The organism is Microbacterium testaceum StLB037, from assembly GCF_008763945.1.
Classification (GTDB): domain Bacteria; phylum Actinomycetota; class Actinomycetes; order Actinomycetales; family Microbacteriaceae; genus Microbacterium; species Microbacterium testaceum_G.
In genome coordinates this window covers 203,202-227,763 of the sequence record NZ_VTQH01000003.1, presented here as the reverse complement: position 1 = coordinate 227,763, position 24,562 = coordinate 203,202, and the positions used below count along the sequence as shown (strand labels likewise).

Sequence of the window (24,562 nt, the reverse complement as noted above, 5' to 3'; positions counted from 1 at the left end):
GAGCGGGTTCGCGCGGCCGAGGTGCGTCAGCGCTGGCGTCGCCCGCGCACCGCCTTCACGGCGATCTGCGAGGCGATGAAGACGAGGAAGATCGAGAACAGCACGTTGGCGACGAACGGGTCGACGGCCTTGGCGATCTGCGCGCCCACGGCGGTCGTCGCGCACGCCGCGAGTCCCACGCAGAGGGCCGCCGGGAGGTCGACGTTCGACCGGCGCAGGTTGCCGACCGTCCCCGACACCGCGGTGGGGATCATCATGAGCAGCGAGGTGCCCTTGGCGACGAGGTCGCTGGTGCCGAACAGCAGCAGCAGGGCGGGCACGACGATGATGCCGCCGCCGACGCCGAGCAGCCCCGCCAGGATGCCGGTGACCACACCGAGCACGGCGAGCCCCGGTCCCGTGATCCACGTCAGTTCGAGCTCGGCGTCGCGGGAGGGGATGACGAAGTACAGGCTCACGATGACCGCGAGCAGGAACGCCACGAACGCCCACCGAAGCGCCGTCTGCGACAGCTTCGGAAGCAGCCACGTGCCGATCTGGGCGCCGACCACCGCGAAAGCGGCGAGGATAAGCGCCGGGAGCCACGCGACGTGTCCGTCGACGGCGTAGGTGATCACGCCGACGGATGCCGTGGGCACGATCGCGGCGAGCGAGGTTCCGGCCCCGAGGCGCTGGTCGAACCCGAGCAGCAGCACCAGCAACGGCACGATGACCGTGCCGCCGCCCACGCCGAACAGGCCCGACATGAGACCCGCGAGCAGGCCGACGCCGACGCACACGGCGTAGAAGCGGGCGGTGCGGGGCGGGCGTACGGATGTCGTCACGAAGCGGTTCCTCGAGGTCGGGGCGGGACCGATCCCGCCGGCATCCAGTGTCCCACCGGCGCTCCGCACCGCGGGACGGTGCCGGAAAAGAAAGCGGCCCCCGGTGGTCCGAAGCCGCGTCCACCGGGGGCCGTCGCCCTCACAGGTCAAGCAGGACGGTGACCCGAACACCGGACTGCGACCACTCGCGTGAGGGTGCGACAAGATGACGATAAGCGGACGCCGTCCACGAACGAGACCGGTTGACTCCGATTGCTAGCCGTGCTAGTAATTTAAGCTGCTGAAGATTTGGTACCGCTCCCGGGAATGCCTCAGCGCGCCGCCCGGTTCCGAGCCTGCATGACTACCGTAGGAATCATCGGAGCAGGACACATCGGATCGGCCCTCGCCCGGGGCTTCGCGAAGAACGGCTACGACGTCGTGATCGCGAACTCGCGCGGACCCGAGACCCTCAGCGACCTCGTCGCCGAGGTCGGAGACAAGGCCCGCGCCGCCACCGCACAGGATGCCGCCGAAGCCGGCGACATCGTCGTGGTGACCGTGCCGCTCAAGGCCATCGGCGACGTGCCCGTCGCTCCCCTCGCCGGCAAGACCGTGCTCGACACCAACAACTACTACTTCGAGCGCGACGGCCACATCGCCGAGCTCAACGAGAAGAAGACGACCACCTCGCAGATGCTGCAGGAGCACCTGCCCGAGTCGGTCGTCGTGAAGGCGTTCAACCACATCCCCGCCGCCGACATCACCACTGACGGCACGCCCGCCGGCACCGAAAACCGTCGCGCGCTCGCCACGTCGAGCGACTCCGACGAGGCCGTCGCCCTCGTGACCCGCATCTACGACGAGTTCGGCTTCGACGCCGTCAACGTCGGTCCCCTCAGCGAGAGCTGGCGCGTCGAGCGTGACCAGCCCGCCTACGTCGTTCGCCAGAACCGCGAGGAGCTCGAGCAGAACCTGGCTCGCGCCCAGCGCTGACCGCGCACCCATCTCGCGTGAGGTGCCACTTTCTGTCGCTTCGGGGCACCCGCAAGCGACAGAAAGTGGCGCCTCACGCGGATAACGAACCCGGCGCCCGCCGCAGCGGGCGCCGGGTTCGGCGTGTGAGGGGTGCGAGGGCTCAGAGCGCGGCGAGGGCCTGATCCACGTCGGCGACCAGGTCGTCGACCGACTCGATGCCGACCGACAAGCGCACGATGGTGTCGGGCACCGCGAGTTCGGTGCCGCGGACGGAGGCGTGGGTCATGGCATCCGGGTAGTTCACGAGCGATTCCACACCGCCGAGCGACTCCGCGAGGGTGAACAGGCGCGTCGACTCCGCGAAGCGGCGGGCGGTCGCCCCGTCGGCGAGCTCGAGCGACACGATGCCGCCGAAGCCGCTCATCTGCCGCGCGGCCAGCTCGTGCCCGGGGTGCGACGGCAGGCCCGGGTAGTAGACCTTCGCAACGCGGTCGTGGGCGAGCAGGTGCTCGGCCACCGCCTGCGCGTTGAAGCTGTGACGCTGCATGCGCACCGCGAGGGTCTTGATACCGCGCGTGGTGAGGTACGCATCGAACGGCCCCGACACCGCGCCCGCGGCGAACTGCAGGAACTGCACCTTCTCGGCGAGATCCGCATCGGCGAAGGCCAGCGCGCCACCGACCACGTCGCTGTGACCACCGAGGTATTTCGTCGCGGAGTGCACGACGACATCGGCCCCGAGCGAGATCGGGCGCTGCAGCGCGGGAGAGGCGAAGGTGTTGTCCACCACGACGATCGCGCCGGCCTCATGCCCGAGCCGGGCCAGGCCCGCGATGTCGGTGATGCGCAGCATCGGATTGCTGGGGGTCTCGACCCAGACCATGCGCGGCGCGCGCTCTTCGAGGGCGGATGCCACGGCATCCAGGTCGCTCATGTCGACCACGCGCAGCTTCACGCCCCAGGGGCCGAGCACGCGGGCCAGCAGCCGGTAGGTGCCGCCGTAGACGTCGTTGCCGAGCAGCACCTCGTCGCCCGGCTGGAGCGCCGCGCGCAGGAGGGCGTCCTCTCCGGCGAGACCCGAGGCGAACGACAGCGCGCGGGCGCCTCCCTCGAGGGCCGCGATCTGCGTCTCGAGCGCCGAGCGGGTGGGGTTGCCGCTGCGGCCGTACTCGTAGCCGCCGCGCAGCCCGCCGATGCCGTCCTGCGCGTACGTCGTCGAGACGTGGATCGGCGGGATGACCGCGCCGGTGGTCTCGTCGGGCGCCTGCCCTGCGTGGACGGCGAGGCTGTCGAAGCCGCGGGCGGCGTCGTGGGTGCTCATGCGGAGTGCTCCTCGGAGGGGGTCGGCAGAAGGGATGCCACGGGTGCAACGTCGTAACCGCGCTCGATCATCCAGTCGTCGTCGAAGATCTTGCTGAGGTAGCCGCGACCGTGGTCGGGGAGGACGACGACGACCACGGCGTCGGCCGGGAGCTCGCGGGCGACGCGAAGGGCGCCGACCACGGCCATGCCACTCGAGCCGCCGACGAGGAGACCCTCCTCGCGGGCGAGGCGACGGGTCATGGCGAACGACTCCGCGTCGGAGACGCGCTCGTAGCCGTCGACCAGGGTCGGATCGAACGCCGCCGGCCAGAAGTCCTCGCCGACGCCCTCGACGTCGTAGCCGTGGATGTCGCCGCCCGAATAGATCGAGCCGACCGGATCGACCCCGATGATGCGGACCGCCGAACCCGCGACCTCGCGGAGGTAGCGGCCGGTGCCGCTGATGGTGCCGCCCGTGCCGACGCCGGCGACGAAGTGGGTGAGCAGGCCCTCGGTGTCGCGCCAGATCTCGGGACCGGTGGTCTCGTAGTGGCTGCGCGGGCCGTTCGGGTTGGCGTACTGGTTGGGCTTGAAGGCCCCGGGGATCTCGCGGACGAGTCGATCCGACACGCTGTAATACGAGTTCGGGTCGTCGGGCTCGACGTTCGTCGGGGTCACGACGACCTCGGCGCCGTAGGCGCGCAGCACCGCCCGCTTGTCCTCGGCGACCTTGTCGGGAACGACGAAGACGCACCGGTATCCGCGCTGCTGCGCGATGAGGGCGAGACCCACGCCGGTGTTCCCGCTGGTCGGCTCGACGATCACCCCGCCGGGCCGGAGCAGACCGTCGCGCTCGGCGGCGTCCACGATGTTGGCCGCGATGCGGTCTTTCGCGGAGCCGCCGGGGTTGAAGTACTCGATCTTCGCGAGAACCGTGGCGGCGATGCCGTCGGTGACGCGGGAGAGGCGGACGAGGGGGGTGTTGCCGACGAGGTCGGCGACGCTCTGGGCGTAACGCACGATGGAGTCCTGGAGGTTGGTGCGCCCGATGCGGGCGCGGCTGACGGGGTCGTCGAAAAAGAACGCGGGGGCGCTCAGCGACAACAGCGACAGGTCAGCACGCCGTCAGCATACCTGAGGTTCCCCGTTCACGACACGGCGCCGAGAAACTCCTCGAAACTCTGCGCGGGCCGCCCGGTGACGCGCTCGATGTCGTTCGAGACGGCGGCCTGATCGCCGCTCGCGATCGAGGTGTAGGTGCTCACCCACGCGTCGACCTGCCAGCGCGGGGCGCCGAAGGCCGCACGCGAGGCATAGGCCTCGTCGACCGTCTCGTCGACGAAGCGAACCCGGTGGCCGCGCACCGCCGAGATCTTCTCGGCGACCTCGGTGAGGGTCAGGGCCTCGGGTCCGGTGAGGTCGTAGGTCGCGTCGGCGTGCGCGGCGGGGTCGAGCAGCACCGCGACGGCGGTCGCCGCCACGTCGGCGCGCGACACGAGCGAGCAGCGGCCGTCGCCGGCGGGGCCGCGGATGACCCCGTCGTCGCCGGCGAAGAGCTCCATCATGTCCATGTAGAAGTTGTCGCGCAGGAACGTGAAGCGCATGCCCGAGGTGCGGATGATGTGCTCCGTCGCCGCGTGGTCGCGTCCGAGCGTGAACACCGCGTCGGGGGCGGCGGCGAAGAACGAGGTGTACACGATCGAGCGCACGCCGGCCGCGGCCGCGGCCTCGACGAAGGTGCGGTGGTGTTCGACCCGGTCGGCGGTCTCGGAGGCCGACACCATGAAGAGCGTCTCGATCCCCTGCAGGGCCGCGCGGGCGGCATCCGCGTCGGAATAACCCGCGACGTGAACCTCGGCTCCCTCGAGCGAGGGGGCACGGGAGGCGTCACGCACGAGAAGACGCTGAGGGATGCCGCGGGCGGCGAGGTCTCGCGCGACCCGGCCCCCTACGGCTCCGGTGGATCCGGTGACGGCGATGACGGGCGGCGTGGACATTCGGCCTCCGGGACAGGTTGGCGGTGTCTCCAGCGTAAGCCGGATCCCCCGCCCTCGGCCGGGAACGTCCTCAGGAGCGGGGTGCGACCAGGCGCGCCACGCGGACCCGCACCGAGGACGGGGTCTCGTCCTCGCCCGCCCCGCGCGCGGCGGTCGCCACGGCGGCGGCGATGACGGCCGCATCGTCATCGGACGACACGCCGATGCAGACGGTGATGGCGCGGGCGCCGGCGGCCTCCTCGACCTCGGCGAGCGAGCCCTCGACGTCCGCCATGTGCTCGAAAGCCCGGGCGACCACCGGTCGCGCCGAATAGCACTCGCGGACGCCTTCGACGGCGGTCACGGCGAGGTCGATGCGCGGAGCGAGCTCCGCCGCGGAGATGGTGGTCATCAGTCTTCCCCCTCGTCGAGGTGCACGTCTACGACGGTGACGTCCACGCGTCCGACCCGCAGGTCGCCGTGCCGCTCGATGGCCGAGCGGATGCCCTCGCGCATCTCTTCGACCGCCGTGTTCATCGCGCGGCCGAAGCGCACGCTCACCGTCACGCGGACATCGAGTGCCCCGCCGGGCTCGGGCTGGTCGAGTCGCACGCGGCCGACCAGCAGCCCCTCGATGCCGTCCCCGACGGTGCGGATCAGCTCGTAGAGGGCGCCCTCGGTGACGACCAGTTCGGTCCCGTCGTCGGTGCGCGCGAGGGGGATGTCGCGGCCGGCCCGGAACTCGCGCATGACCTCGCGCATGATGCTGTCGTACCACGACTCCGCGATCGGCTCGGACGCCTGCTCTTCGACGATCTCTCTCGAGAGCCGCCCCATCCGTTCCATCGACGCCAGGATCGCCTGGCATTCGGCGTTGCGCTCGATCGCCGGGATGCGGGGGATGCGTCCGCGATCGAGATACGCGGAGAGGTCTTCGAGGGAGTACCCCGACCCCCCGATGTCGTCGTCATGCTCGCTCACTGGGGTCACCTCCACTCCTCCATGCGTTCCAGCACTGCCTTCCTCGCCCGGGCGAGACGTCCCCGCACGGTGGCCGCGGATTCGCCCACTTCGACGGCGATCTCGTCGTAGCTGTGACCGCCGACCTCGCGCAGCACCCACACAACGCGCAGATCTTCGGGGAGCTCCCCCAGGATCTTCTTGAGCGCGTCCATCTGCGAGCTCGCCACGACCGAACGCTCCGGGTCGTCGCGGCCCGAGACCATCTCCTCGTCGATCTCCTCCGAGATCTTCCGCGAGCGGAGTCGGTCGGTGGCCTTGCGCGAGACGATCGTCGTGAGCCAGCTTCGCACCTTCTCGGGGTCGGTGAGATCCGGCAGACGTCGCCACGCCGTGATGAGGGCTTCCTGCACGCAGTCATCGGCGTCGGCTCGGGACCCGGTCAGCCGGGTCGCGAATGCGACGAGGAACGGCGCATGCCGACGCACCAGCACTCCGAAGGCGAGCTGGTCGCCATCGGCCGCGCGCGACGCGAGGAAGGCGTCGGTGGCGGAGGACAAAGAGGGCATCGAGGTTCCTGTCAGCAATCGTTCAGCCTCGGGACGTGACGTTTCACGAATCGGGACCGTCCACATAGCGAAACACTCCGGGGCCTGAACGCTCCGGGATCTTGACGAAAGGACCTTCCTCATGGCACAGAACCTCTCCACCACTGCTCCGGCCCGCACCGACGGCGGAAAGACCGTCATCGTCGACGCCGTCGTCGCCAAGGTCGCCGGCATCGCCGCGGCCGAGGTCCCCGGCGTCCACGCCCTCGGCGGAGGAGCCGCGCGAGTGATCGGCAACATTCGCCAGGCCGTCGGTGCGAAGGATTACGCCCAGGGCGTGAGCGTCGAGGTCGGCGAGACCGAGGTGGCCGCCGACATCGCCGTGCAGGTGGAGTACCCCGAGCGCATCCAGAAGGTCGCGGCGAACGTGCGCTCGGCCGTCGAGAAGGCGATCACCGAGATCGTCGGCATGAAGGCCGTCGAGGTCAACGTGACCGTGGTCGACGTCTTCATCCCGGGCGACGACGAGGACGAAGAGGCCCGCGTCCACTGACGCCCGCCCGGCCCGCGGGGTTCACCCCCGCGGGCCCTTCTCTGTGGCGGCTCGCCGACGCCAAGGGTCAACCCGTCCGCCGGATGTCGGTGGCCGCCGCTATCGTCGGCTCATCCCCGACCGAAGGACTCCCATGCGCATCGCCCTCACCGGTTCGTCCGGAAAACTCGGTACCGTTGTCGCCCGTGAACTGCGTGCCGCCGGTCACGACGTCTTCGGCCTCGACGTCCGCGGCGAACGCGGCCCCGGCTTCGTGCAGGTCGACCTCACCGACTACGGCCAGGTGGTCGACGCCCTGACCGCGGTGAACGACCAACACGACGGCTTCGACGCGCTCGTGCATCTCGCCGCGATCCCGGCGCCCGGCATCCGTTCCGACATCGCCACCTTCCACAACAACATGGCGAGCACCTTCAACGTCTTCTGGGCGGCCACGCGTCTCGGCATCCGCAGGATCGTCTACGCCTCGAGCGAGACGGTGCTGGGCCTGCCCTTCGACGTGCCGCCGCCGTACATCCCCGTCGACGAGGAGTACGCGCCGCGACCCGAGTCGGTCTACTCGCTCGTGAAGACCCTCGAGGAACGGTTGGCAGTCGAGCTGGTGCAGTGGAATCCTGAGCTGTCGATCACGGCGCTGCGATTCTCGAACGTGATGGTTCCCGAGGACTACGCGGACTTCCCCTTCGATGACGACGCCCGCGCCCGCAAGTGGAACCTGTGGGGCTACATCGACGCCCGGGACGGCGCTCAGGCGGTGCAGCGCGCCCTCGAGACGGCCCCGGCCGGGTTCGACGCGTTCATCATCGCGGCGGCCGACACCGTCATGACCCGGCCGAACGCCGAGCTGGTGGCCGAGGTGTTCCCGGGCGTCGCGACGCACGGCGACCTCGGCGAGAACACGACGCTGCTGTCGATCGACAAGGCCCGCCGCCTGCTCGGCTATGAGCCGGAGCACTCCTGGCGCGACGGGCGCTGAGGTATCGGCCCGGGTTCCGCAGAGCCCGGGCCATCGGCGCGTGACAGACTCGGCGGATGGACGCCGACGCACAGAACCCCGCTCCCTCACCGACGTCCGCACCCGACGAACCGGTCATCCCGCTTCCGAACGCCCGTGAGAAAGAGGTCAGTTTCGTCGCGCGCAGCGGCGCGGTCGTCACGCTCCGCCTCATCGACACGGGGCGCTTCGAACTCAAGCTCGACACGCGGGGCGACTACACGGCCGTCCTTCTGCACGACGGACACACCTTCGAGCTGCACCCCGCTCCCGGCGTCCACGCCCTCGGCGGTACCGGCCTCACCCCCACCCAGATCTACGAGGGGTTCTGACCCCCGGCGCAAGCCCCGCGGCGAGGTCGATCGCGCGGGATTGACTGGGGATCTCGACCCGGGAGGATCACCGTGACCCACGACGCCGACAGTTACGACATCGCCGTGATCGGAGCCGGGCCCGCCGGAACCGCCGCGGCCCTCCGCGCAGCCGAGCTCGGCGCGTCCGTGGTGGTTCTCGAGGCGGGCCGGGTCGGGGGCACCTGCGTCAACACCGGATGCGTCCCGACGCGCGTGCTCGCGAAAGCGGCTCGTCTCATGCGCGAGACCCGCTCGGCCGACGACTACGGCATCGTCGTCGACGAGCCCCGCGTCGACTGGTCGGCCGTGGTGTCGAGGGTTCACGAGCGGGTGGATGCCGTGCGCTCCATCAAGAGAGAGGCTGAGCGCTTCGCTGAGGCCGGGGTGGATCTCGTGCAGGAGGGGCGCGCGCGCTTCGCCGACGACCACACCCTCGTGCTCGACAGCGGGCGGCGGATCCGCGCGGAGTCGATCCTCGTGTGCGTCGGCGGTCACTCGCGACGCCTGCCGATCCCCGGGGCGGAACTCGCCACGGTCCCCGAGGACGTGCTCACCCTGACCGAACTCCCCCGCCGCGTCGTCGTCATCGGAGCGGGCAACACCGGTGCTCAGCTGGTGACGGTGTTCCGCTCCTTCGGGTCGGAGGTCACCCTCCTCGACGTCGCGCCGCGCGTGCTGATGGCATCCGACGCCTCCATCTCGCGCGTGATCGAGGAGTCGCTCACGGAGCACGGGGTTCAGGTGCGCACCGGCATCGAGACGGTGGAGCGCATCGACCGTACCGACGACGGGTCGCTCACCCTCACCTGGCGCGAGGACGGCTCGTCGCGCGCCGTCGACGCCGACGTCGTGATCACGGCGACCGGGTGGCCCGCCGACGTCGAGGACCTCGGCCTTGACAACGCCGGGGTCGCGGTCGAACGCTCGGCGATCCCCGTCGACCGGTATTTCCGCACGATCGTGCCGCACATCCTCGCCGTCGGCGACGCGAACGGGCGCGACATGCTCGTGCAGGCGGCGCAGTTCGAGGGCGAAGCAGCCGCCGAGAACGCGGTGCTCGGGGCGAATCGACGCACGCCGCACCACCTGCTCCCCGCGGGCGGGTTCACCGACCCCGACTACGCCGGCGTGGGCCTCACCGAGGAGCAGGCGCGCGACCGCGATCCCTCGTGCGTCGTGGCGACGGTGCGCTTCGCCGACCTCGACCGCGCGGTCATCGACGATCGGGAGCGCGGATTCCTCATGCTCATCGCCGACCGTCGCCGCGAGCTCGTGCTGGGCGCCCACGCGGTGGGCGAGAACGCCGTCGAGGTGATCCAGTCGGTCACCACCGCGATGGCGGCCGGCATCGACGTCTCGACCCTGGCCGGGGTGCGCTTCGCCTACCCCACCTACAGCGCGGTCATCGGCAACGCGGCGCGGGCCCTGCTGCACGCCGATGCCCCCGCCCTGTTGGAGTGACACACTGATTCCGTGACCGCCGATTCCGTGACGACACCTCGAACCGCCGTCGACACCGACGCCGCGGGAGACGCGCCCGCTCGCCGCGGGCGGCCGGGGTACGACCGCGAGGGGCTCCTCTCCGTCGCGGTGCAGCTGTTCAACGAGCAGGGGTACGACGCCACGAGCGTGGCCGATCTCGCCAAACGGCTCGGACTGACCAAGTCCGCGCTCTACCACCACTTCTCCTCGAAGGAGGAGCTGCTGGCCGTCGCCCTCGACGCCGCTCTCGACGGCCTCGAGGCTGTGCTCGATCAGCCCGGCGCCCGCGAGGGCGCGGCATCCGATCGCCTCCGCTTCGTGCTCACCGGGGCGACCGACGTGCTCGTGGCCCAGCTCCCGGCGGTCACGCTGCTGCTGCGCGTACGCGGCAACAGCGCGGTCGAGCAGGCCGCGCTCGAACGCCGCCGCGTCTTCGATCACCGGGTGACCAGCCTCGTCGCCGAAGCCCAGGCCGAGGGGAGCGTCCGCGACGACGTCGACGCCGCGGTCGCCGCGCGCCTGCTGTTCGGCATGATCAACTCGGTCGTGGAGTGGTACCGCCCCGGGGGCGGGGTCGACGGAGACCGCCTCGGCTCCGACATCGTGCGCATCGCCATCGACGGCCTCCGCACCGCCTGACCCGGCGGCGGTGCCCCGCGCCCCGCGCCCCGCGCCCCGCCGACATCACACGATCCGGCCGAGCGCACCCGATCCGGGGCCGGCGCACCGTGTGACCTCGAACCGTTCGTGTGTTCTCGCGCGCGAAGAAGGGGCCCGCGCCTGCGCAGGGGCCCCTTCTCGGCATCCGGGATCAGGCGTGCAGGTCGACGCCCTTCGTCTCTTTGATGAGCGAGACCGCGCCGAGCGACACGAGGGCGGCGATCGCGATGTACAGACCGATCGTCCACGAGGCGCCCGTCGAGCGCAGCAGCGCCTCGGCGATCATCGGCGCGAACGCCCCGCCCAGGATCGCGCCGAGCGCGTAGCCGATCGACACGCCCGAGTACCGCACGTTCGCGGGGAACATCTCGGCGTACAGCGCCGCCTGCGGGCCGTACGACAGGCCGAGACCGAGCGTCATGACGAACAGCGCGACGAAGTACCAGACGATGTTCGCAGTGTCGATGAGGAACCACATGGGCACGGCCCACACGGCCAGCAGCAGATAGCCGAGCTGGAAGGTGCGCACGCGTCCGAGTCGGTCCGAGAGCCGGCCGCCCCACAGGGTGAAGGCGAGCCAGCCGAAGGATGCCAGGGTCGTGGCCAACAGCACGGTCGGGCGCTCCATGCCGAGAGCCGACACGGCGTAGGTCGCGAAGAACGCGATGAGCAGGTAGCCCGCGGCGTTGTTGCCGATGAAGACGAAAGCCGTCAGCGCCACCTGGCGCCAGTTCTTGCGGAACAGCTGGCCCAGCGGAGCGGACGACTCCTTGCGACGGCGGACGAGGTCTTCGAAGACCGGGCTCTCCTCGACCGCGCGGCGGATGACGTACCCGACGACGATGAGCACGATCGAGAAGAGGAACGGCACGCGCCAGCCCCACGCGAGGAAGGCCTCGGCCGACATCGACGAGGTGAGGATCCACAGCGTCGCGGTGGCGAGGATCATGCCGACCGGCACGCCGATCTGCGGGTAGGCGCCGAAGTAGCCGCGACGGTGCACGGGCGCGTGCTCGACGGAGAGCAGCGCGGCACCGCCCCACTCGCCGCCCGCGGAGAAGCCCTGCAGCACCCGCAACAGGATCAGCAGGATGGGAGCGGCCACGCCGATCGCGGCGTAGGTCGGCAGCACGCCGATGAGCGCGGTCGACACGCCCATCATGATGAGGGTCAGCACGAGCATCTTCTTGCGCCCCAGGCGGTCGCCGAGCCAGCCGGCCACGACGGCGCCGAGGGGACGGAAGAGGAACGAGATGCCGATCGTGGCGAACGAGAGCACCTGGGCGATCGCCGGATCGCTCTGGGCGAGGGGTGCGAGGAACAGGGGCGCGAGCACGAGGCCCGCCGCCTGCGCGTAGATGAAGAAGTCGTACCACTCGATCGAGGTGCCCACGAGGGTCCCGGCGAGCACGCGCCGTTCCTCTCGTTTCATCCCGGTGGCAGGAGCGGATGCCGAGGTCAGCGAGGCCATGAGAACTCCGTCGTTCTGTGGGGCAGGGTGGATTCGCCGGGTCGGTGCTGTTACCGACCGAGCGTTCAGTAATAGTGTCAGAGGTGCGCGCCCACGACAAGAGGGCGGCGGAAGGAGACGCCATGGCGACCTGGACCATCACCCCCGGAGCCCTCGACGAACGCCTCGGCATCACGGTGACCGAGCAGTCCGCCGATCGCGTCTGCGCCTGGATGCCGGTGGCGGGGAACACGCAGTCCCTCGGCCGCCTGCACGGCGGCGCGACGGCGGCGCTCTCCGAGGCCGTGGGATCGTGGGCGGCCATGATCCACGCCTCCGCCTACGGCAAGGTGTGCGTCGGGGTCGATCTCAACATCACGCACCACCGCGGGGCGGAGAACGGCCGCATTCACGCCGTCGCTACGCCGGCGCACCGGGGCCGCCGCCTGGCCACGTACGACGTCCGCGTCGTAGACGACGAGGACCGACTGATCGCGACCGCGCGCATCACCAACCTCCTGGTCGATCCCTCCTGACGACGGTCGCCGTGTCACGGCATCCACCGACTCTGACAAGGTGGATCGCATGCAGAAGATCCGAGGGGTTGCGCCGCCCCCACGCGGCGCAACCCCTCGCCCGTCACCTTCTGACCCGAACATCGGACGACGGGCGTATGGGTACCTTCTCGAAGCCGGAGTCGGTACCCACCCCCGCATGTGCCGTGTTCGTCGGTCGCGATTCCTTACAGGCCCACCGGAAAATCTTTTCTTCCCCGCCCGCGTAAGGTTCGGCGACGCGGCGACACAATCCGGGTATACGCACGAGGAACGACAGCGGTGACGGACGACGCGGATTTCGCGGCGCTGTTCCGTGAGCACTACAACACCGTTCGGCGATTCATCGAACGGCGGGTGTCCGATCGCGAGGCCGCAGACGACCTCGCGATGGAATGCTTCGAAATCGCGTGGCGCAAGCGCGATCCGCGAGAGCCGTTCGGATTGCCGTGGCTGTACCGCACGGCGCGCAACCTCATCGCGAACGAGTACCGACGACGAGACCGTGAGGGGGCACTGTGGACGCACATCGAGGACCAGGTGCGCACCCTCTCGACCGAGTCGGGAAGCGAGATGATCGAACGGCTCGTGGAGGCGATCCGCGGGCTCTCGGACAAGGACCGCGAGATCCTCTGGCTCACCTACTGGGAGGATCTCTCGGCCGCCGAGGTCGGCGTGGTCGTCGGAGCGAGCGCCGGAACGGTGTGGACGCGCTTGAACCGCGTGCGCGTCAGACTCCGGCCGCTGCTGTCCGACACGGCACGCTCGAGCGAGGAGGTGTTCGATGAACGACGATGACCTCGCCCGTGCCCTGCGCCGACTCGACCCGGCGCGAACGCCCCTCGACGCCCCGATCCCCCTCGCCGCCGAACGCCGGGCTCGCGCGTTCGCGCAGACCGCTCAGCGACCGCGCCGTCGACCCGTCTACGCCGCCTGGGGCTCGGCCGCCGCGGTCGTCGTCCTGGTCCTCGCGATCGTCACCGGAGTCTTCTGGATGCCGAATACCCCGGCATCCGCCCTCACTCCTCAACCGCTGGTGTTCACCGCCGTCAGCGACGATGCGTCGCAGGTGATCGCGCAGGCGCAACGACGATTGACCGACGGTTCCGACCCCTCCGAACCCGAGCGACGATCACTGTCGCTCGGGTGGTACTTCAGCGGATCGCCCGACGAGGCCGAGGCGACGGTGTTCCGCCGCGAGTGGGTCGACGTGCGCTGGAACGAAGACCTGTCCGGATCCGTCGTGACGACCGTCGCCGAGGCGACCAACGCCGCGGGAGACGAGGTGCCCACGGGCGAGCCCACTCCCGGGACCGTGGTCGGTGACCTGCAGTTCGTGCGGAACCAGTTCTCCCCGCTCTCCCCCACCGCCCCCGAGCCCACCGTCGACGCGATGCGGGCCCTCGTGCTCACCTCGACCGGCGCCGGCGACCAGCTCACGGCGGGCGATGCGATGCTCGGCGCGCGGTCGCTGCTGGGCGAGTGGACCCTCACCGGTCCGCAGCAGGCGGCGTTGCTCGAGGTCGTCGCGAAGGCTCCGGGTCTGCGCGTCGTGGGGACCGCGTTCGATCGGGTGGGGCGTCCGGTGATCGGTCTGGCCGCCGTGCCCTCGGGGCTGACGACCTCCGAGGCGACGCTGCTGCTCTCGGCCGACACGGGGCGCATCGTCGGATACGAGTCGAAGCTGCTCGCCGACAATCCCAGCCTGAGGCTTCCCGCGGGCTCCATCACCGACTACACCCTCTGGGACGTCTCCGACAGAAAGGCGGACGCCGAATGACCACGACCGACGAACTGCACCCCGACATCGCCGCGGCCCTCGCCGAGATCCCCGGCGGGGTCGTCATCGACTCGCATCACGCGGAATGGCCCGAGCTCGGCATGACCGTCGACGTGCCCTCCGGCACCGAGCGCGCCGTCGGCAGCTGCGCCGACGGGAACGTGTGCGCCTTCAGCGGGTCGAGCCTGTCGGGAACGCGGGTGTCGTTCGCGTACTGCGGCACGTACTCCCCCGGCATCTCCGTGCGCTCGATCGCGAACGCGCGCTCCGCCGGCTACGTGCAGGCCCGCTCCTCGTCGGGGTCGGTGCTCGCGACCGCGATCGCGACGTCGTGGTCGAACGTCTCGGGCACCGTCGCCACCCTGAACTGCGTCCCCTGAGCCGGGCTCACCGCCAGGGGCGTTCCGACCGGCGGCGCCAGTAGTCGACCGGGTCGGTCGCAAGTTCCCCCGCGGTGGCGACCGGTCGCGCGCTCGCGCCACGGCGCAGGTGCGCGAGGGTGGTCGCGCCGCTGAGCACGATGTCGGCCCAGGGCTGCGCGAGCGCGGCGCCGAGAGCGAACACGTCGGAGGGCATTCCGGATGCCAGGGCCTCGAGGTGACTGCCCGATTCGGCGCGAGCGAGCTCGCCGTTGGCGAGCGCCTCTTTGACGACCACTATCCAGCCGGCGTCGTGGGCGTCCTGCAGGGCGGGGGCGACGGAGGGTTCGAGCAGGTTCCACGTCGACTGCACGACCGAGAACGGGGACTCCTCGACCGCGAGAGCGGCGCGGATCACCTCTGCCTGGTGCGGCCCGCTGGTCGAGAGACCGATGCGCACGCCCTCGTCTCGGAGGCCGCGCAACCGCGCCAGCAGGACCGCGTCGCCGAGCGCGGTGCTCTCGGGGGTCACGGAGTGGATCAGGTAGAAGTCCGGGGCCGAGCCCAGCGCCTCGAGCGTCTCGGGCCACTGCCGGTCGAACATGGCGACCGAGTGTTCCTTGCGCTCGTGCTCAGCGGCATCCATCCTCCACGCCCCGACGTAGGCGTAGCCCCACTTCGACCCCACGGTGAGGTGCTCGCGACGGCCCGGGTGAGCGGCGAGCCACGTCCCCAGGAACTCCTCGGCGAGACCGTACGAGCGGGCGGCGTCGATGTACCGGATGCCGAGAGCCCACGCCTCGTCGAGCAGCTTGTGCGCGCGCTCGCGCATCGCGTCGACCGAGCGCTCGGCGGGGTCGCCCAGGTCGCTGTCGCGCGCGGTCGTGATGTAGGCGGGGCGACCGACGGCGGCGAGGCCGAGCCCGAGGCGGGCGGAGGTGGCATGCATCCCTCGACGCTAGCGTCCGGGCGGACGGCTCGCGTCAGCTGCGCCGGTGCCGACGCACCTCGACGGCGCTGAGGACGATGGCCGACCCCGAGAACACCACGGACACCGCGAGGGCGAGGGTGAGAGCGTCGGCGAAAGCGCCGGGTTCCGGCGCGGGAGATCCGGGGGCCGCCGACCCGGCTGCACCCGCGATCGCGAGCGCGAAGGCGGTGCCCAGCACCGTCTGTCCGATCGACGACCCCACCCGCTGGGCCGTCTGCACGACTCCGCCGGCAACGCCTCCTCGGCGGGGATCGACGTCGGCGAGGGTGAGCGTCTGGTTGGGGGTGACGATCGCACCGCCCGCGATCCCGAGCACGAAGAGGGGCACGCACAGCCGCAGGATGACCCCCACCGGGTCGGTCGCTTCGGCTCCCGCCTGCACGAGAAGACCGAGGACGACCGTGACGCCGGTGAACACCGCGACCGCTCCGACGAGCAGCGGACGGCCCACCCGCGACACGAAGCGCCCCGCCACCGGGGCCCCGACGACCGAGCCGATCGCGTAGGCCGTGACGCCGAGGCCGGACTGCAGCGCCGAGAAGCCGAGGCCGTTCTGGTAGTACAGCGCGAGCACGAGCGGAATGCCGGTGTTGCTGCAGAAGAAGACGACCGCGAAGACGACACCCGTGACGAAGGAGCGGACGCGGAACAGGCGCAGGTCGAGAAGGGGCCCGGCATCCGCTCTCGTCAGTCGTGCCTCGTGGCGGACGAGGGCGAACAGGAATCCCGCGGCGGGAACGAGCAGGAGCAGCGTGAGAGGCCCGCCGCTCTGACCCGTCTCGACGATGGGGAACAGCAGGCACAGCACGCCCGCCCCGAGCAGCAGCGCGCCGAGGACGTCGATGTGGCGCGAGGATCCCGTCGAGGACGGTCCGTCTGCCGGGACCCACCTGCGGGCGAGCAGGACCGCGGCGATCCCGACGGGCACGTTGACGAAGAACACCAGGCGCCAGCCGATCTCGGGGCCGCCCGCAGCGATGAGCAGACCCGCGATCACCGGACCCAAGGCCGTGCCGGCGCCGACGGTCAGGCCCAACCGCCCGAAGGCGCGACCCCGTTCCCACGCGGGGAAGGCGTTCTGGATGAACCCCGAGACCTGCGGCCCCATCATTCCGCCGAACAGTCCCTGGACGACGCGCGCAGCGATCAGCAGCCCGGCGTTCGGGGCGAGGCCGACGGCGGCGCTCGCGCTCACGAAGCCGAGCACGGCGACCGTGAAGATGCGTCGGCGCCCCCGCTGGTCTCCCAGCCGCCCGCCGATCACCGGCACCAGGGCGAAGGCGAGCACGTACCCCGTCACGATCCACTGCAGCTCACTCGCCCCCGCGCCGGTGGATCGCCCGATCGAGGGCAGCGCGACGTTCGTGACGCTCACGTCGAGCAGGGCGGCGAACTGCCCCATCAACATCACCGAGAGCGCCCGCCACCGACGCGGGTCGGGAGCGGGGGCGGATGCCGTCATGCGGCGTCCCGTGCGGGAGCGGAGCCCGCAGCGGTCCAGGGGATCGGCATGCGCCGAGCCTATGCCTGCGGGGAGGGCCGGGCTCCGATGCAGGGTGGGGAACACCGCGACGGTGGATCGGGTTGATCCCCTGGACCGAAGACGAGCGGAACGGCTATGACCTACACAGACTCCTACGACGACACGGCGCAGCCGATCTGCCCCTCGTGCGGCGTGACGATGCACCCCCTGCTCGAGCAGGGCGGCGGCGCCGACGAGTGCCGCGAGTGCGGGTTCCAGCTGGAATGGTCGACGCCCGGGCCCCGCCGCGACCTTGACGACGACGACCGTCCGCGGGACCGCTGGGCCGACGAGTCATAGCCGCCGGGGCGGCGGGAGCGTCACGAGAACAGGAGGCGCGACGAGAACAGGCCGATCCGCGCCGGATCGGCCTGTTCTCGTGGCATCCCCTGTTCTGGGCGCGGGCGGGCCGGGCTCAGCGCTCGAGCACCACCGCGAGGCCCTGGCCCACGCCGATGCAGATCGCCGCGACCGCGACTCCGCCGCCTCGGCGCTTCAGCTCGTGAGCGGCGCGGGCGATGATGCGACCGCCCGAGGCACCGAGCGGGTGGCCGATGGCGATCGCGCCGCCGTTCTCGTTCAGGTTCGAGGGGTCGAGCTCGGTCCACAGCTTCGCGCACGCGAGGGTCTGCGAGGCGAAGGCCTCGTTGAGCTCGACGAAGGTCACGTCGTCCCACGTGCGGCCGGCACGCGCGAGGGCCCGATTCGCGGCTTCGACCGGGGCGACGCCGAACACGTCGGGGTCGTTGCCGAAGGCGGCCCGACCGGCGATGCGGGCGAGCGGCTCGGCGTCGAGCACTCCTTCCGCGCCCAGCAGCACCACCGAGGCCCCGTCGTTGATGGGCGAGGAGTTGCCGGCGGTGACCGTGCCGTCCTTCTGGAACGCGGGGCGAAGGCCCGCCAGCACCTCGGCGGTGGAGTCGTCGCGAATGCCCTCGTCACGGGTCAGCGCGTGCCCCTCGACCTGCACGATCTCGTCGTCGAAGCGTCCCTCGGCCCACGCGGCGGCGGCCAGGCGGTGGCTGCGGGCGGCGAAGGCGTCCTGCTCCTCGCGCGAGATGGCGTAGATCTGGGCGAGCTTCTCGGCGCTCTCGCCGTTCGAGATGGTCCAGTCCTTCCGCAGCCGCGGGTTGGTCATGCGCCAGCCGATCGAGGTGTTCCACATCGTCTGGTTCGCTGCGGGAAAGGGCCGCGGGCTCTTCTCCACGACGAAGGGGGCGCGGGTCATCGACTCGACACCGCCGGCGAGGATCACGTCGGCATCTCCGGCCTCGATCGCGCGCGAGCCCTGGATCACGGCATCCAGCGAGGATCCGCACAGGCGGTTGATCGTCGTCCCCGGTACCGAGGAGGGGAAGCCCGCGAGCAGCGCCCCGAAGCGCGCGACGTTGCGGTTGTCTTCTCCGGCCTGGTTCGCGTCGCCGAAGAGGACGTCTTCGATGCGGGCGGGGTCGATCCCGGTACGCTCGACGACGGATGCCATGACCGTGGCGGCCAGATCGTCGGGGCGGACGTCGGCGAAGGCTTTGCCGTGTCGCGCGAAGGGGGTGCGGACGGCGTCGTAGACGAAGGAAGCGGGCATGGGTCAGACCTCCAGTTCGAGACCGAGCAGCGCCTCGATCTCCGCGTGCGTGTTGTCGCCGAACAGCTCGCGCACGCGGAAGCCGGAGGCGGTGACGTCGAAGACGCCGTGGTCGGTGTACACCCGCGAGACGCAGCCGACGCCGGTGAGCGGGTAGGTGCAGGCGGCGACGAGCTTGGGCTCTCCGCCCTTGGTGAGCAGGTCGGTCATGACGTAGACGTCCTTCGCGCCGATGGCGAGGTCCATCGCGCCGCCGACCGCGGGGATCGCGCCGGGCTCGCCGGTCGACCAGTTCGCGAGGTCGCCGCCCTCCGACACCTGGAACGCGCCGAGCACGCACACGTCGAGGTGGCCGCCGCGCATCATCGCGAACGAGTCGGCGTGGTGGAAGTAGGCCGCGCCCGCGAGGGCGGTGACCGGCTGCTTGCCGGCGTTGATGAGGTCGGGGTCGATCCGGCCGCGCTCGGGCGCCGGGCCCATGCCGAGCATGCCGTTCTCGGTGTGCAGCACGATCTCGAGCCCCGCGGGCAGGTAGTCGGCGACCAGCGTCGGCGCTCCGATGCCGAGGTTCACCACGGCACCCTCGGGGATGTCGGATGCCACGCGGGCGGCGAGATCCGTGCGGGAGATGCGCGTGGTCACTGGGCTGCTCCTTCTTCGGCGAGGGCGCGGCCCTCGATGTCGACGCCGCCGACGAATTCCCCGTCGCGGAGCCACCGGCGCTCCCCCACCGCGATCACGCGATCGACGTAGAGGCCCGGGGTGACGATCGCCTCGGGATCGAGCGCGCCGAGCTCGACGATCTCGTCGACCTGCACGATCGTGGTGGCCGCGGCAGCGGCCATGATGGGCCCGAAGTTGCGCGCCGTCTCGCGGTAGACGAGGTTGCCCCAGCGGTCGGCCGCGCGAGCGCTGACGAGGGCGACGTCGGCGTGGATGGGGTACTCGAGCACGTAGTCGCGGCCGTCGATGCGCCGCGTCTCTTTGCCCTCGGCGAGCTGCGTGCCGAAGCCGGTGGGGGTGAAGAACCCGCCGATGCCGGCGCCGGCGGCGCGGATGCGCTCGGCGAGGTTGCCCTGCGGCACCAGCTCGAGCTCGAGCTCGCCCGCACGGTAGAGGCGGTCGAACACCCACGAGTCGCTCTGGCGAGGGAAGGAGCAGATCATCTTGCGCACCTGGCCTGCCGCCAGAAGAGCCGCCAGCCCCGTGTCGCCATTGCCGGCGTTGTTGTTGACGACGGTGAGGTCACCGGCGCCGTGCGCGATGAGCGCGTCGATGAGCTCGACGGGCTGACCGGCTCGGCCGAAGCCGCCGATCATCACGGTCGCGCCGTCGGCAATGCCCGCGATGGCCGCCTCGAGGTCGGGAACGGTCTTGTCGATCATGCGGAGGATCCCCCGTTGTTCGCTGTGCGTACACACGTACGATGTGCGAACAGAATACTCCCGTGAGGTCGCGCCGACAAGAGTCCCGGGCACACCGAACGTGCGGTCGCGCCGGGTCCCGGCATCCGGTCTCGGAAAAACCTGTCGACGCGTCAGACGAGCCGGATGTCGGCGTCGATCTCGGCGGTCGCGGCACGGAGGGCGGGAAGGCAGTCCCCGCGCCACGCATCGGCGTCACCGCGGGCACTCGCCGAGATGTTCACGGCCGCCACGACCGTCCCCTGCCGGTCGTGGAGGGGGGCCGCCAGGGAACGCAGGCCCTCTTCGAGCTCCCCATCCACGAGGGCCCACCCCTGTGCGCGCACTGCGTCGAGTTCGGCGACGATCGCGTCGACGTCGGTCCGCGTGCGCGGCGTCAGAGATGCCGGATGCGAGGCCTCGACGATCTCGCGCGCCCGATCCACCGGAAGGGCGGCGAGCAGCACCCGCCCCATACTGGTGGCGTAGGCGGGAAAGCGCGTGCCGATCGTGATGCCCACGCTCATGATGCGCCGGGTGGGAACGCGCGCGACGTAGACGATGTCGGCCCCGTCGAGCACGGCCGCCGAGACGCTCTCGCCGACCTCGCGCGACAGGCGCTCGAGGTGAGGCTGGGCGAGGGCTGGCAGCGACAGGGCCGAGAGGTAGCTGAAGCCGAGCTCCAGCACCCGCGGGGTGAGCGAGAACACGCGACCGTCGGCGCGCACGTACCCCAGCGTCTCGAGCGTCTGGAGGAACCGGCGGGCCGCGGCCCGGGTGAGATCGGCGCGACGCGCGACGTCGCTGAGGGTCAGCGCCGGGTTCTCGGCGTCGAAGGCTTTGATCACCTCGAGACCGCGAGCGAGGGATTGGACGAACTCTCCCGATTCACTCACGCGGCTCACCCTACCGGGGCGTCGGGCCGGCCCCGGAGCTGCTCGCCGTCGCCACGGCGCCCGGTCCACGGATTTCCGAGGGTCACTACATGTGTAGTCTTACGCGTGTGCAGAGTAAACCCGCAACGACCACCACGGCCCGCATCGCAGCCACCGCGGGCCTCGCCGCGTTGGGGCTCCTGCACGGAGCGTGGGCGGCGGGGTCCTCGTGGCCGGCCGACTCCCCGGAGGCCCTGGCCGAAGCCGTCGTGGGTGCCCCGTCGGCACCCGCTCGCCTCCCCACGATCGTGGTGGCGGCGGGCCTGACGGGCGCAGCGGTTCTGGTCTCGGGGCGCGTGGGGCGATCCCCCCTCGCGCGTATCTGGCTGCGCGTTCTGCAGGTGGCCCTGTTGACCAGGGGAGCCCTGGGTGGAACCGTCGCGGCCGAGGTCATCACCGGGACACCCCCGTCGGCGACCTTCCGTCGCCTCGACCGCGTCCTCTACCGCCCCCTCTGCCTCACGCTCGGGGTGGCCGTCGCGCTCAGCCGGTGACGACGGCGGGCCGCCCGCTCAGACCGGCCGCGGCCCGGACGAGACGGGCGACCGCCCCCTGGTCGTGGGCGAGGAACCCCAGCTTCCGAGAGAGAAGCTGGGTGGCGCGCACGACACTGTGGCGACGACCCCGATAACGGCGGAGCAGGGTCGAGGGGTCGCCGAGCGCCCCGGCGAGCACGGCGGCGTCGCCGACCGCGAGCGCCGCCCCCAGGCCCAGGTTCGGAGTCAATGCATGAGCCGCGTCCCCCAGCAGCAGAATCCGCCCCCTGCCCCACGACGGCCGGGTCAGCTCGCGCAGCTCATGACGAAGGAGGCGATCCTCCGGGAGTCGGCGCAGCAGTGACAGCGCCTCGCGCTCGCGCGCGGGAAGAGCCGAACGCTCGACCAACTGCTCGTCGGGGGCCGGATGCGAGCGCACCACGTAGACGTAGGTCCGCCCGCCGAGCAGGGGCACGACGCCGACGCGTTCCACGCCGTTCCAGAGCTCGGTCCCTGCCGACCCGGCATCCATCTCGACAATCCCGCGCCAGCACACCTGTCCCGACTCGCGCACGCGAGCGACGGGATCGACGGCGGCTCGCACGGTGGACAGCAATCCGTCGGCACCCACCACGAGATCCGCCCGCATCGCCCGCCCCGCAACGGTGCACCGTACGCGATCCCCCTCGTCCACGACGTCCCGCACCGGCGAGGCCACGCGGACGTGCGCGACGGCTTCCGCGTCGCGCGCCAACGCGGCCACGAGTTCTTCCCGGGCGAACGACGAGCGCCCACGCACCGCCCCGCGGGTCGCTGCGGTCGACGTCGTGATCGACATCGCCGTCAGCGGTCGCCCCAGACCTTCCAGACCGAATCCCGCCGAGGCGAGCAGCGTCAGCGCCGCGCCATCGAGGAGGATCCCCGCGCCGTCCGCCCGCACGCGCGGGGCCTTCTCCGCCACGACGACCTCATGCCCCGCGACGGCGGCCATGCGCGCCACGGTCAGTCCGCCGATTCCCGCACCCACGATCAGGATCTTCACATCGCGATACTACACATGTAGTGCCGATACGGTGAGAACATGACCGACCGCGCCACCCACGTCCTCGCGGCTGCCGTGAGGGTGTTGGCGTCTCAGGGAGCGCGCGGACTGACCCACCGCGCGGTCGACGCCGCGGCGGCGCTTCCCCTGGGGTCCACGTCCAACCTCTTCCGCACTCGGCGCGACCTCGTCGCCGCCGTCGTGGACGCGATGCTCGAGAGCGACCGTGCTCGCCTGCACGCCGCCGCCGCCGAACATCCCGCATCACTCGGAACACTGGCGTCCATCTTCGTGTCGGCGACGCTTCGCGAAGCCGCAGACGATGTGCGGGCCCGTGCGGCGCTCGCCATGGACCCGGATGCGGGCGTGTTGCGCTCCGCTCGCGAGGACTTCCTCACTGACGGGGGCGATCACATGACGCGGCTCGTCTCGGGAGAGGCGCAGCGCTTGGCCGTCGCCTTCATCGACGGCATCCTGTTCGACGCGGCGGTGAACGGCGCGACGCATGACCCCGCGAGGCTCGCGCGCATGATCGACCTCGCACTACAGGCCGACCGGGCCTGACCCACCGCGTCTCGGCCGGTTGTCGAGGACGCAGCGTGGTCGAGGGCTGACCACTGTCCCGCTCATCCTCGACCTCGATGCTTCACGAGGGCGCAATGCGCACCCGGCGGCTCACCGCGAACGCCCTCCCGCTTTCACCGGCTCGCCGGCCCACGCCGAACGGAGAGCGACTCAGTCCAGGAGCGCGCGGGTGCGCTGCCGCAGGAGGGAAGCGGCATCCTCGCGCGAACGAGCGGAGCCACCCTCTTGCGCGAGCTGCATCGCGAGCTCAGCAAGAATCGCGGTTGCGAGGAAGAGATCCGCCGCCCCTTCGACGCGCACCTCCCCGTCGTCGTCGTGCAGGACGCGGACGGCCGTGGCGGGTGTCCCGAGCAAAGCCGCGAGAGCGGTCCGGTCCTGGGGAGCCATCTCCCAGAACGGGCGGTCCGTCGCCGCTACCCGGTCGACCAGGTCGAGCAGGAATAGGCGCGCATTCTCCTGAGCCATGTGTCATCTCCTCCTGTCCGGTGTGGTGCCGGGCATACCGTCCACCGCCCCGGCATCCTTCTCACCGCGTCTTTCCCATTCGCGCAGCGCTCTCCGCTCCGCGGCGTTCGCCGGCCAATCTGCGATGACCGCGTTGACGTACCAGATCAATCCGATGCGGTAAGCCCACGTCCGACAGGGGCGACCGATGCTCCGCGCCACGCGCTGCGCCGCCTGACACCACGCGTCTGCGGCTGCCTGGGTGGCGAGGGTCGCGAAGGCCCGACCGGAAGTTCTCAGGTCGTGCACGCTCATCACGGAGTCCACACTTACACCGTAAGCCTAGATCACACCGTAGAGCGCGGTTCTCTCATTGGTGGTGCGAACTCATTGACTGCGCACCGAATGGAGCCCCGAATCCGACACTGATCGGATCGATGGACGAGTGGCGAATGCGCGCCGACGCCCACGGCATCCCCCGAGGTGCCAGCTGGATCAGTCGCGCACGCCCATGCGCACCCACCTCTGTGCGCGCCAGATGACGTTGTAGAGATTCCACGGCGCGAGGTTTCACGTGTCCCATTCCTGGCCGACGCGTGCGGTCCAGGCCGGGATGCGTCCGCAGCAGACACGGTGTCCGAACAGGCTTGTAATTGAGCGCGCCTGGAACTCAACGGCTATACGGACGAATCCACGATTCCTGAATATCGGAAACTGCCCGGCGTCCCGATCACAGTCGACTCGATAAGCGGGAACACCTGGACGCGGGGGCAGAATCACGCGTTGGCAGCTACCCGAAGTTGCGCGCGAGTACGTACCCGAATTGCTGG

30 protein-coding genes are annotated in these 24,562 nt (G+C 70.8%); 13 read left to right on the top strand and 17 right to left on the bottom strand.

All coding sequences use genetic code 11. The features are described 5' to 3' along the window. Nucleotides 1-26: 26 nt before the first annotated feature. Complete coding sequence (locus F9B98_RS13425) at nt 27-824, bottom strand: sulfite exporter TauE/SafE family protein (protein ID WP_150958293.1); 798 nt, start codon at nt 822-824, stop codon at nt 27-29. Between the two features lie 306 nt (nt 825-1,130). Between F9B98_RS13425 and F9B98_RS13420 the strand changes: the two genes are divergently transcribed. Further along, nucleotides 1,131-1,799 (top strand): NADPH-dependent F420 reductase, encoded by a 669-nt coding sequence (locus tag F9B98_RS13420; RefSeq protein WP_412177042.1) that lies wholly within the window; start codon nt 1,131-1,133, stop codon nt 1,797-1,799. A gap of 142 nt (nt 1,800-1,941) precedes the next feature. On the opposite strand, the gene F9B98_RS13415 is transcribed toward F9B98_RS13420, so the two are convergent. The 6 genes from F9B98_RS13415 to F9B98_RS13390 all read right to left on the bottom strand — a co-directional run bounded on the left by F9B98_RS13415 (nt 1,942) and on the right by F9B98_RS13390 (nt 6,588). Next, entirely contained in the window at nt 1,942-3,102 is a 1,161-nt protein-coding gene (locus tag F9B98_RS13415) for a cystathionine gamma-synthase (protein WP_150958289.1), read from the bottom strand. Beyond that, the gene (locus tag F9B98_RS13410; protein ID WP_225310350.1) at nt 3,099-4,187 is read right to left on the bottom strand and encodes a pyridoxal-phosphate dependent enzyme; all 1,089 of its coding nucleotides are present in this window, start codon (nt 4,185-4,187) and stop codon (nt 3,099-3,101) included. Before F9B98_RS13410 ends, F9B98_RS13415 begins: the two co-directional genes overlap by 4 nt. Nucleotides 4,188-4,231: 44 nt before the next feature. Next, nucleotides 4,232-5,080 (bottom strand): SDR family oxidoreductase, encoded by an 849-nt coding sequence (locus F9B98_RS13405; protein ID WP_150958288.1) that lies wholly within the window; start codon nt 5,078-5,080, stop codon nt 4,232-4,234. A gap of 70 nt (nt 5,081-5,150) precedes the next feature. Next, a complete protein-coding gene (locus F9B98_RS13400) occupies nt 5,151-5,471 on the bottom strand; it encodes a hypothetical protein (RefSeq protein ID WP_150958285.1) in 321 nt (106 codons plus the stop codon). Then, the gene (locus tag F9B98_RS13395) at nt 5,471-6,040 is read right to left on the bottom strand and encodes an Asp23/Gls24 family envelope stress response protein (RefSeq protein ID WP_150958283.1); all 570 of its coding nucleotides are present in this window, start codon (nt 6,038-6,040) and stop codon (nt 5,471-5,473) included. Before F9B98_RS13395 ends, F9B98_RS13400 begins: the two co-directional genes overlap by 1 nt. Nucleotides 6,041-6,045: 5 nt before the next feature. Next, complete coding sequence (locus tag F9B98_RS13390; protein WP_150958281.1) at nt 6,046-6,588, bottom strand: RNA polymerase sigma factor; 543 nt, start codon at nt 6,586-6,588, stop codon at nt 6,046-6,048. A 121-nt stretch (nt 6,589-6,709) separates the two neighbouring features. On the opposite strand from F9B98_RS13390, the gene F9B98_RS13385 reads away from it, so the two are divergent. From F9B98_RS13385 to F9B98_RS13365, 5 genes are all read left to right on the top strand, one after another. Continuing rightward, the gene (locus F9B98_RS13385) at nt 6,710-7,120 is read left to right on the top strand and encodes an Asp23/Gls24 family envelope stress response protein (RefSeq protein WP_150958279.1); all 411 of its coding nucleotides are present in this window, start codon (nt 6,710-6,712) and stop codon (nt 7,118-7,120) included. A 133-nt stretch (nt 7,121-7,253) separates the two neighbouring features. Then, on the top strand, nt 7,254-8,096 hold the full coding sequence (locus F9B98_RS13380; protein WP_150958277.1) for an NAD-dependent epimerase/dehydratase family protein: 843 nt from the start codon (nt 7,254-7,256) through the stop codon (nt 8,094-8,096). Nucleotides 8,097-8,152: 56 nt separating this feature from the next. Further along, nucleotides 8,153-8,446 carry a hypothetical protein gene (locus F9B98_RS13375; RefSeq protein ID WP_150958275.1) on the top strand — a complete coding sequence of 98 codons (294 nt, stop codon included), beginning with the start codon at nt 8,153-8,155 and terminating at the stop codon, nt 8,444-8,446. 72 nt (nt 8,447-8,518) lie between these two features. Continuing rightward, nucleotides 8,519-9,928 carry a dihydrolipoyl dehydrogenase family protein gene (locus tag F9B98_RS13370; RefSeq protein ID WP_225310349.1) on the top strand — a complete coding sequence of 470 codons (1,410 nt, stop codon included), beginning with the start codon at nt 8,519-8,521 and terminating at the stop codon, nt 9,926-9,928. 27 nt (nt 9,929-9,955) lie between these two features. Then, nucleotides 9,956-10,588 (top strand): TetR/AcrR family transcriptional regulator, encoded by a 633-nt coding sequence (locus F9B98_RS13365; RefSeq protein WP_150959072.1) that lies wholly within the window; start codon nt 9,956-9,958, stop codon nt 10,586-10,588. A 172-nt stretch (nt 10,589-10,760) separates the two neighbouring features. Here F9B98_RS13365 and F9B98_RS13360 read toward each other — a convergent pair whose 3' ends face one another. Continuing rightward, nucleotides 10,761-12,080, bottom strand: coding sequence for an MFS transporter (locus tag F9B98_RS13360; RefSeq protein WP_150958271.1), 1,320 nt, complete (start codon nt 12,078-12,080; stop codon nt 10,761-10,763). Nucleotides 12,081-12,202: 122 nt separating this feature from the next. On the opposite strand from F9B98_RS13360, the gene F9B98_RS13355 reads away from it, so the two are divergent. The 4 genes from F9B98_RS13355 to F9B98_RS13340 all read left to right on the top strand — a co-directional run bounded on the left by F9B98_RS13355 (nt 12,203) and on the right by F9B98_RS13340 (nt 14,773). Then, nucleotides 12,203-12,595 carry a PaaI family thioesterase gene (locus F9B98_RS13355; RefSeq protein WP_150958269.1) on the top strand — a complete coding sequence of 131 codons (393 nt, stop codon included), beginning with the start codon at nt 12,203-12,205 and terminating at the stop codon, nt 12,593-12,595. A gap of 300 nt (nt 12,596-12,895) precedes the next feature. After that, nucleotides 12,896-13,411: an RNA polymerase sigma factor gene (locus tag F9B98_RS13350; RefSeq protein WP_191966850.1), complete on the top strand. Its 516-nt coding sequence runs from the start codon at nt 12,896-12,898 to the stop codon at nt 13,409-13,411. Next, entirely contained in the window at nt 13,398-14,393 is a 996-nt protein-coding gene (locus tag F9B98_RS13345) for a hypothetical protein (RefSeq protein WP_150958265.1), read from the top strand. Before F9B98_RS13350 ends, F9B98_RS13345 begins: the two co-directional genes overlap by 14 nt. Further along, nucleotides 14,390-14,773: a hypothetical protein gene (locus F9B98_RS13340; protein ID WP_150958263.1), complete on the top strand. Its 384-nt coding sequence runs from the start codon at nt 14,390-14,392 to the stop codon at nt 14,771-14,773. Before F9B98_RS13345 ends, F9B98_RS13340 begins: the two co-directional genes overlap by 4 nt. A gap of 7 nt (nt 14,774-14,780) precedes the next feature. Here the strand turns inward: F9B98_RS13340 and F9B98_RS13335 are convergent, their stop codons facing one another. After that, nucleotides 14,781-15,701 carry an aldo/keto reductase gene (locus F9B98_RS13335; RefSeq protein WP_150958261.1) on the bottom strand — a complete coding sequence of 307 codons (921 nt, stop codon included), beginning with the start codon at nt 15,699-15,701 and terminating at the stop codon, nt 14,781-14,783. 34 nt (nt 15,702-15,735) lie between these two features. Continuing rightward, nucleotides 15,736-17,205, bottom strand: coding sequence for an MFS transporter (locus F9B98_RS13330; RefSeq protein WP_150958259.1), 1,470 nt, complete (start codon nt 17,203-17,205; stop codon nt 15,736-15,738). 156 nt (nt 17,206-17,361) lie between these two features. On the opposite strand from F9B98_RS13330, the gene F9B98_RS13325 reads away from it, so the two are divergent. After that, on the top strand, nt 17,362-17,565 hold the full coding sequence (locus F9B98_RS13325) for a zf-TFIIB domain-containing protein (protein WP_150958257.1): 204 nt from the start codon (nt 17,362-17,364) through the stop codon (nt 17,563-17,565). A 115-nt stretch (nt 17,566-17,680) separates the two neighbouring features. On the opposite strand, the gene F9B98_RS13320 is transcribed toward F9B98_RS13325, so the two are convergent. The 4 genes from F9B98_RS13320 to F9B98_RS13305 all read right to left on the bottom strand — a co-directional run bounded on the left by F9B98_RS13320 (nt 17,681) and on the right by F9B98_RS13305 (nt 21,146). Next, nucleotides 17,681-18,847, bottom strand: coding sequence for a thiolase family protein (locus F9B98_RS13320; protein WP_150958255.1), 1,167 nt, complete (start codon nt 18,845-18,847; stop codon nt 17,681-17,683). Between the two features lie 3 nt (nt 18,848-18,850). Beyond that, a complete protein-coding gene (locus F9B98_RS13315) occupies nt 18,851-19,489 on the bottom strand; it encodes a 3-oxoacid CoA-transferase subunit B (protein ID WP_150958253.1) in 639 nt (212 codons plus the stop codon). Further along, nucleotides 19,486-20,232, bottom strand: a complete 747-nt coding sequence (locus tag F9B98_RS13310; protein ID WP_150958250.1) for a 3-oxoacid CoA-transferase subunit A — start codon at nt 20,230-20,232, stop codon at nt 19,486-19,488. Before F9B98_RS13310 ends, F9B98_RS13315 begins: the two co-directional genes overlap by 4 nt. A gap of 152 nt (nt 20,233-20,384) precedes the next feature. Further along, nucleotides 20,385-21,146: an IclR family transcriptional regulator C-terminal domain-containing protein gene (locus F9B98_RS13305; protein WP_225310347.1), complete on the bottom strand. Its 762-nt coding sequence runs from the start codon at nt 21,144-21,146 to the stop codon at nt 20,385-20,387. A 107-nt stretch (nt 21,147-21,253) separates the two neighbouring features. Here F9B98_RS13305 and F9B98_RS13300 point away from each other — a divergent pair, with 107 nt between their 5' ends. Beyond that, complete coding sequence (locus F9B98_RS13300) at nt 21,254-21,679, top strand: DUF3995 domain-containing protein (protein ID WP_191966848.1); 426 nt, start codon at nt 21,254-21,256, stop codon at nt 21,677-21,679. Here the strand turns inward: F9B98_RS13300 and F9B98_RS13295 are convergent. Then, a complete protein-coding gene (locus F9B98_RS13295) occupies nt 21,669-22,703 on the bottom strand; it encodes an FAD-dependent monooxygenase (RefSeq protein WP_150958244.1) in 1,035 nt (344 codons plus the stop codon). The two genes, F9B98_RS13300 and F9B98_RS13295, sit on opposite strands and share 11 nt — an antisense overlap. A gap of 39 nt (nt 22,704-22,742) precedes the next feature. Here F9B98_RS13295 and F9B98_RS13290 point away from each other — a divergent pair, with 39 nt between their 5' ends. After that, on the top strand, nt 22,743-23,267 hold the full coding sequence (locus F9B98_RS13290; RefSeq protein ID WP_150958242.1) for a TetR/AcrR family transcriptional regulator: 525 nt from the start codon (nt 22,743-22,745) through the stop codon (nt 23,265-23,267). Between the two features lie 171 nt (nt 23,268-23,438). On the opposite strand, the gene F9B98_RS13285 is transcribed toward F9B98_RS13290, so the two are convergent. Together F9B98_RS13285 and F9B98_RS16195 are read right to left on the bottom strand one after the other, a co-directional pair. Beyond that, nucleotides 23,439-23,753 carry a hypothetical protein gene (locus F9B98_RS13285; protein ID WP_150958240.1) on the bottom strand — a complete coding sequence of 105 codons (315 nt, stop codon included), beginning with the start codon at nt 23,751-23,753 and terminating at the stop codon, nt 23,439-23,441. 3 nt (nt 23,754-23,756) lie between these two features. After that, entirely contained in the window at nt 23,757-24,059 is a 303-nt protein-coding gene (locus tag F9B98_RS16195; protein WP_225310346.1) for a hypothetical protein, read from the bottom strand. Nucleotides 24,060-24,562 lie beyond the last annotated feature (503 nt).

What these genes read in the sequence shown, in the direction of transcription:
- F9B98_RS13310 (WP_150958250.1), bottom strand. Translation starts at nt 20,232, where the DNA reads ATGATCGACAAGACCGTTCCCGACCTCGAGGCGGCCATCGCGGGCATT.
- F9B98_RS13380 (WP_150958277.1), top strand. Translation starts at nt 7,254, where the DNA reads ATGCGCATCGCCCTCACCGGTTCGTCCGGAAAACTCGGTACCGTTGTC.
- F9B98_RS13360 (WP_150958271.1), bottom strand. Translation starts at nt 12,080, where the DNA reads ATGGCCTCGCTGACCTCGGCATCCGCTCCTGCCACCGGGATGAAACGA.
- F9B98_RS13335 (WP_150958261.1), bottom strand. Translation starts at nt 15,701, where the DNA reads ATGCATGCCACCTCCGCCCGCCTCGGGCTCGGCCTCGCCGCCGTCGGT.
- F9B98_RS13285 (WP_150958240.1), bottom strand. Translation starts at nt 23,753, where the DNA reads ATGGCTCAGGAGAATGCGCGCCTATTCCTGCTCGACCTGGTCGACCGG.
- F9B98_RS13345 (WP_150958265.1), top strand. Translation starts at nt 13,398, where the DNA reads ATGAACGACGATGACCTCGCCCGTGCCCTGCGCCGACTCGACCCGGCG.
- F9B98_RS13415 (WP_150958289.1), bottom strand. Translation starts at nt 3,102, where the DNA reads ATGAGCACCCACGACGCCGCCCGCGGCTTCGACAGCCTCGCCGTCCAC.
- F9B98_RS13290 (WP_150958242.1), top strand. Translation starts at nt 22,743, where the DNA reads ATGACCGACCGCGCCACCCACGTCCTCGCGGCTGCCGTGAGGGTGTTG.
- F9B98_RS13320 (WP_150958255.1), bottom strand. Translation starts at nt 18,847, where the DNA reads ATGCCCGCTTCCTTCGTCTACGACGCCGTCCGCACCCCCTTCGCGCGA.
- F9B98_RS13325 (WP_150958257.1), top strand. Translation starts at nt 17,362, where the DNA reads ATGACCTACACAGACTCCTACGACGACACGGCGCAGCCGATCTGCCCC.
- F9B98_RS13375 (WP_150958275.1), top strand. Translation starts at nt 8,153, where the DNA reads ATGGACGCCGACGCACAGAACCCCGCTCCCTCACCGACGTCCGCACCC.
- F9B98_RS13330 (WP_150958259.1), bottom strand. Translation starts at nt 17,205, where the DNA reads ATGACGGCATCCGCCCCCGCTCCCGACCCGCGTCGGTGGCGGGCGCTC.
- F9B98_RS13405 (WP_150958288.1), bottom strand. Translation starts at nt 5,080, where the DNA reads ATGTCCACGCCGCCCGTCATCGCCGTCACCGGATCCACCGGAGCCGTA.
- F9B98_RS13390 (WP_150958281.1), bottom strand. Translation starts at nt 6,588, where the DNA reads ATGCCCTCTTTGTCCTCCGCCACCGACGCCTTCCTCGCGTCGCGCGCG.
- F9B98_RS13400 (WP_150958285.1), bottom strand. Translation starts at nt 5,471, where the DNA reads ATGACCACCATCTCCGCGGCGGAGCTCGCTCCGCGCATCGACCTCGCC.
- F9B98_RS13420 (WP_412177042.1), top strand. Translation starts at nt 1,131, where the DNA reads ATGCCTCAGCGCGCCGCCCGGTTCCGAGCCTGCATGACTACCGTAGGA.
- F9B98_RS13355 (WP_150958269.1), top strand. Translation starts at nt 12,203, where the DNA reads ATGGCGACCTGGACCATCACCCCCGGAGCCCTCGACGAACGCCTCGGC.
- F9B98_RS13385 (WP_150958279.1), top strand. Translation starts at nt 6,710, where the DNA reads ATGGCACAGAACCTCTCCACCACTGCTCCGGCCCGCACCGACGGCGGA.
- F9B98_RS13340 (WP_150958263.1), top strand. Translation starts at nt 14,390, where the DNA reads ATGACCACGACCGACGAACTGCACCCCGACATCGCCGCGGCCCTCGCC.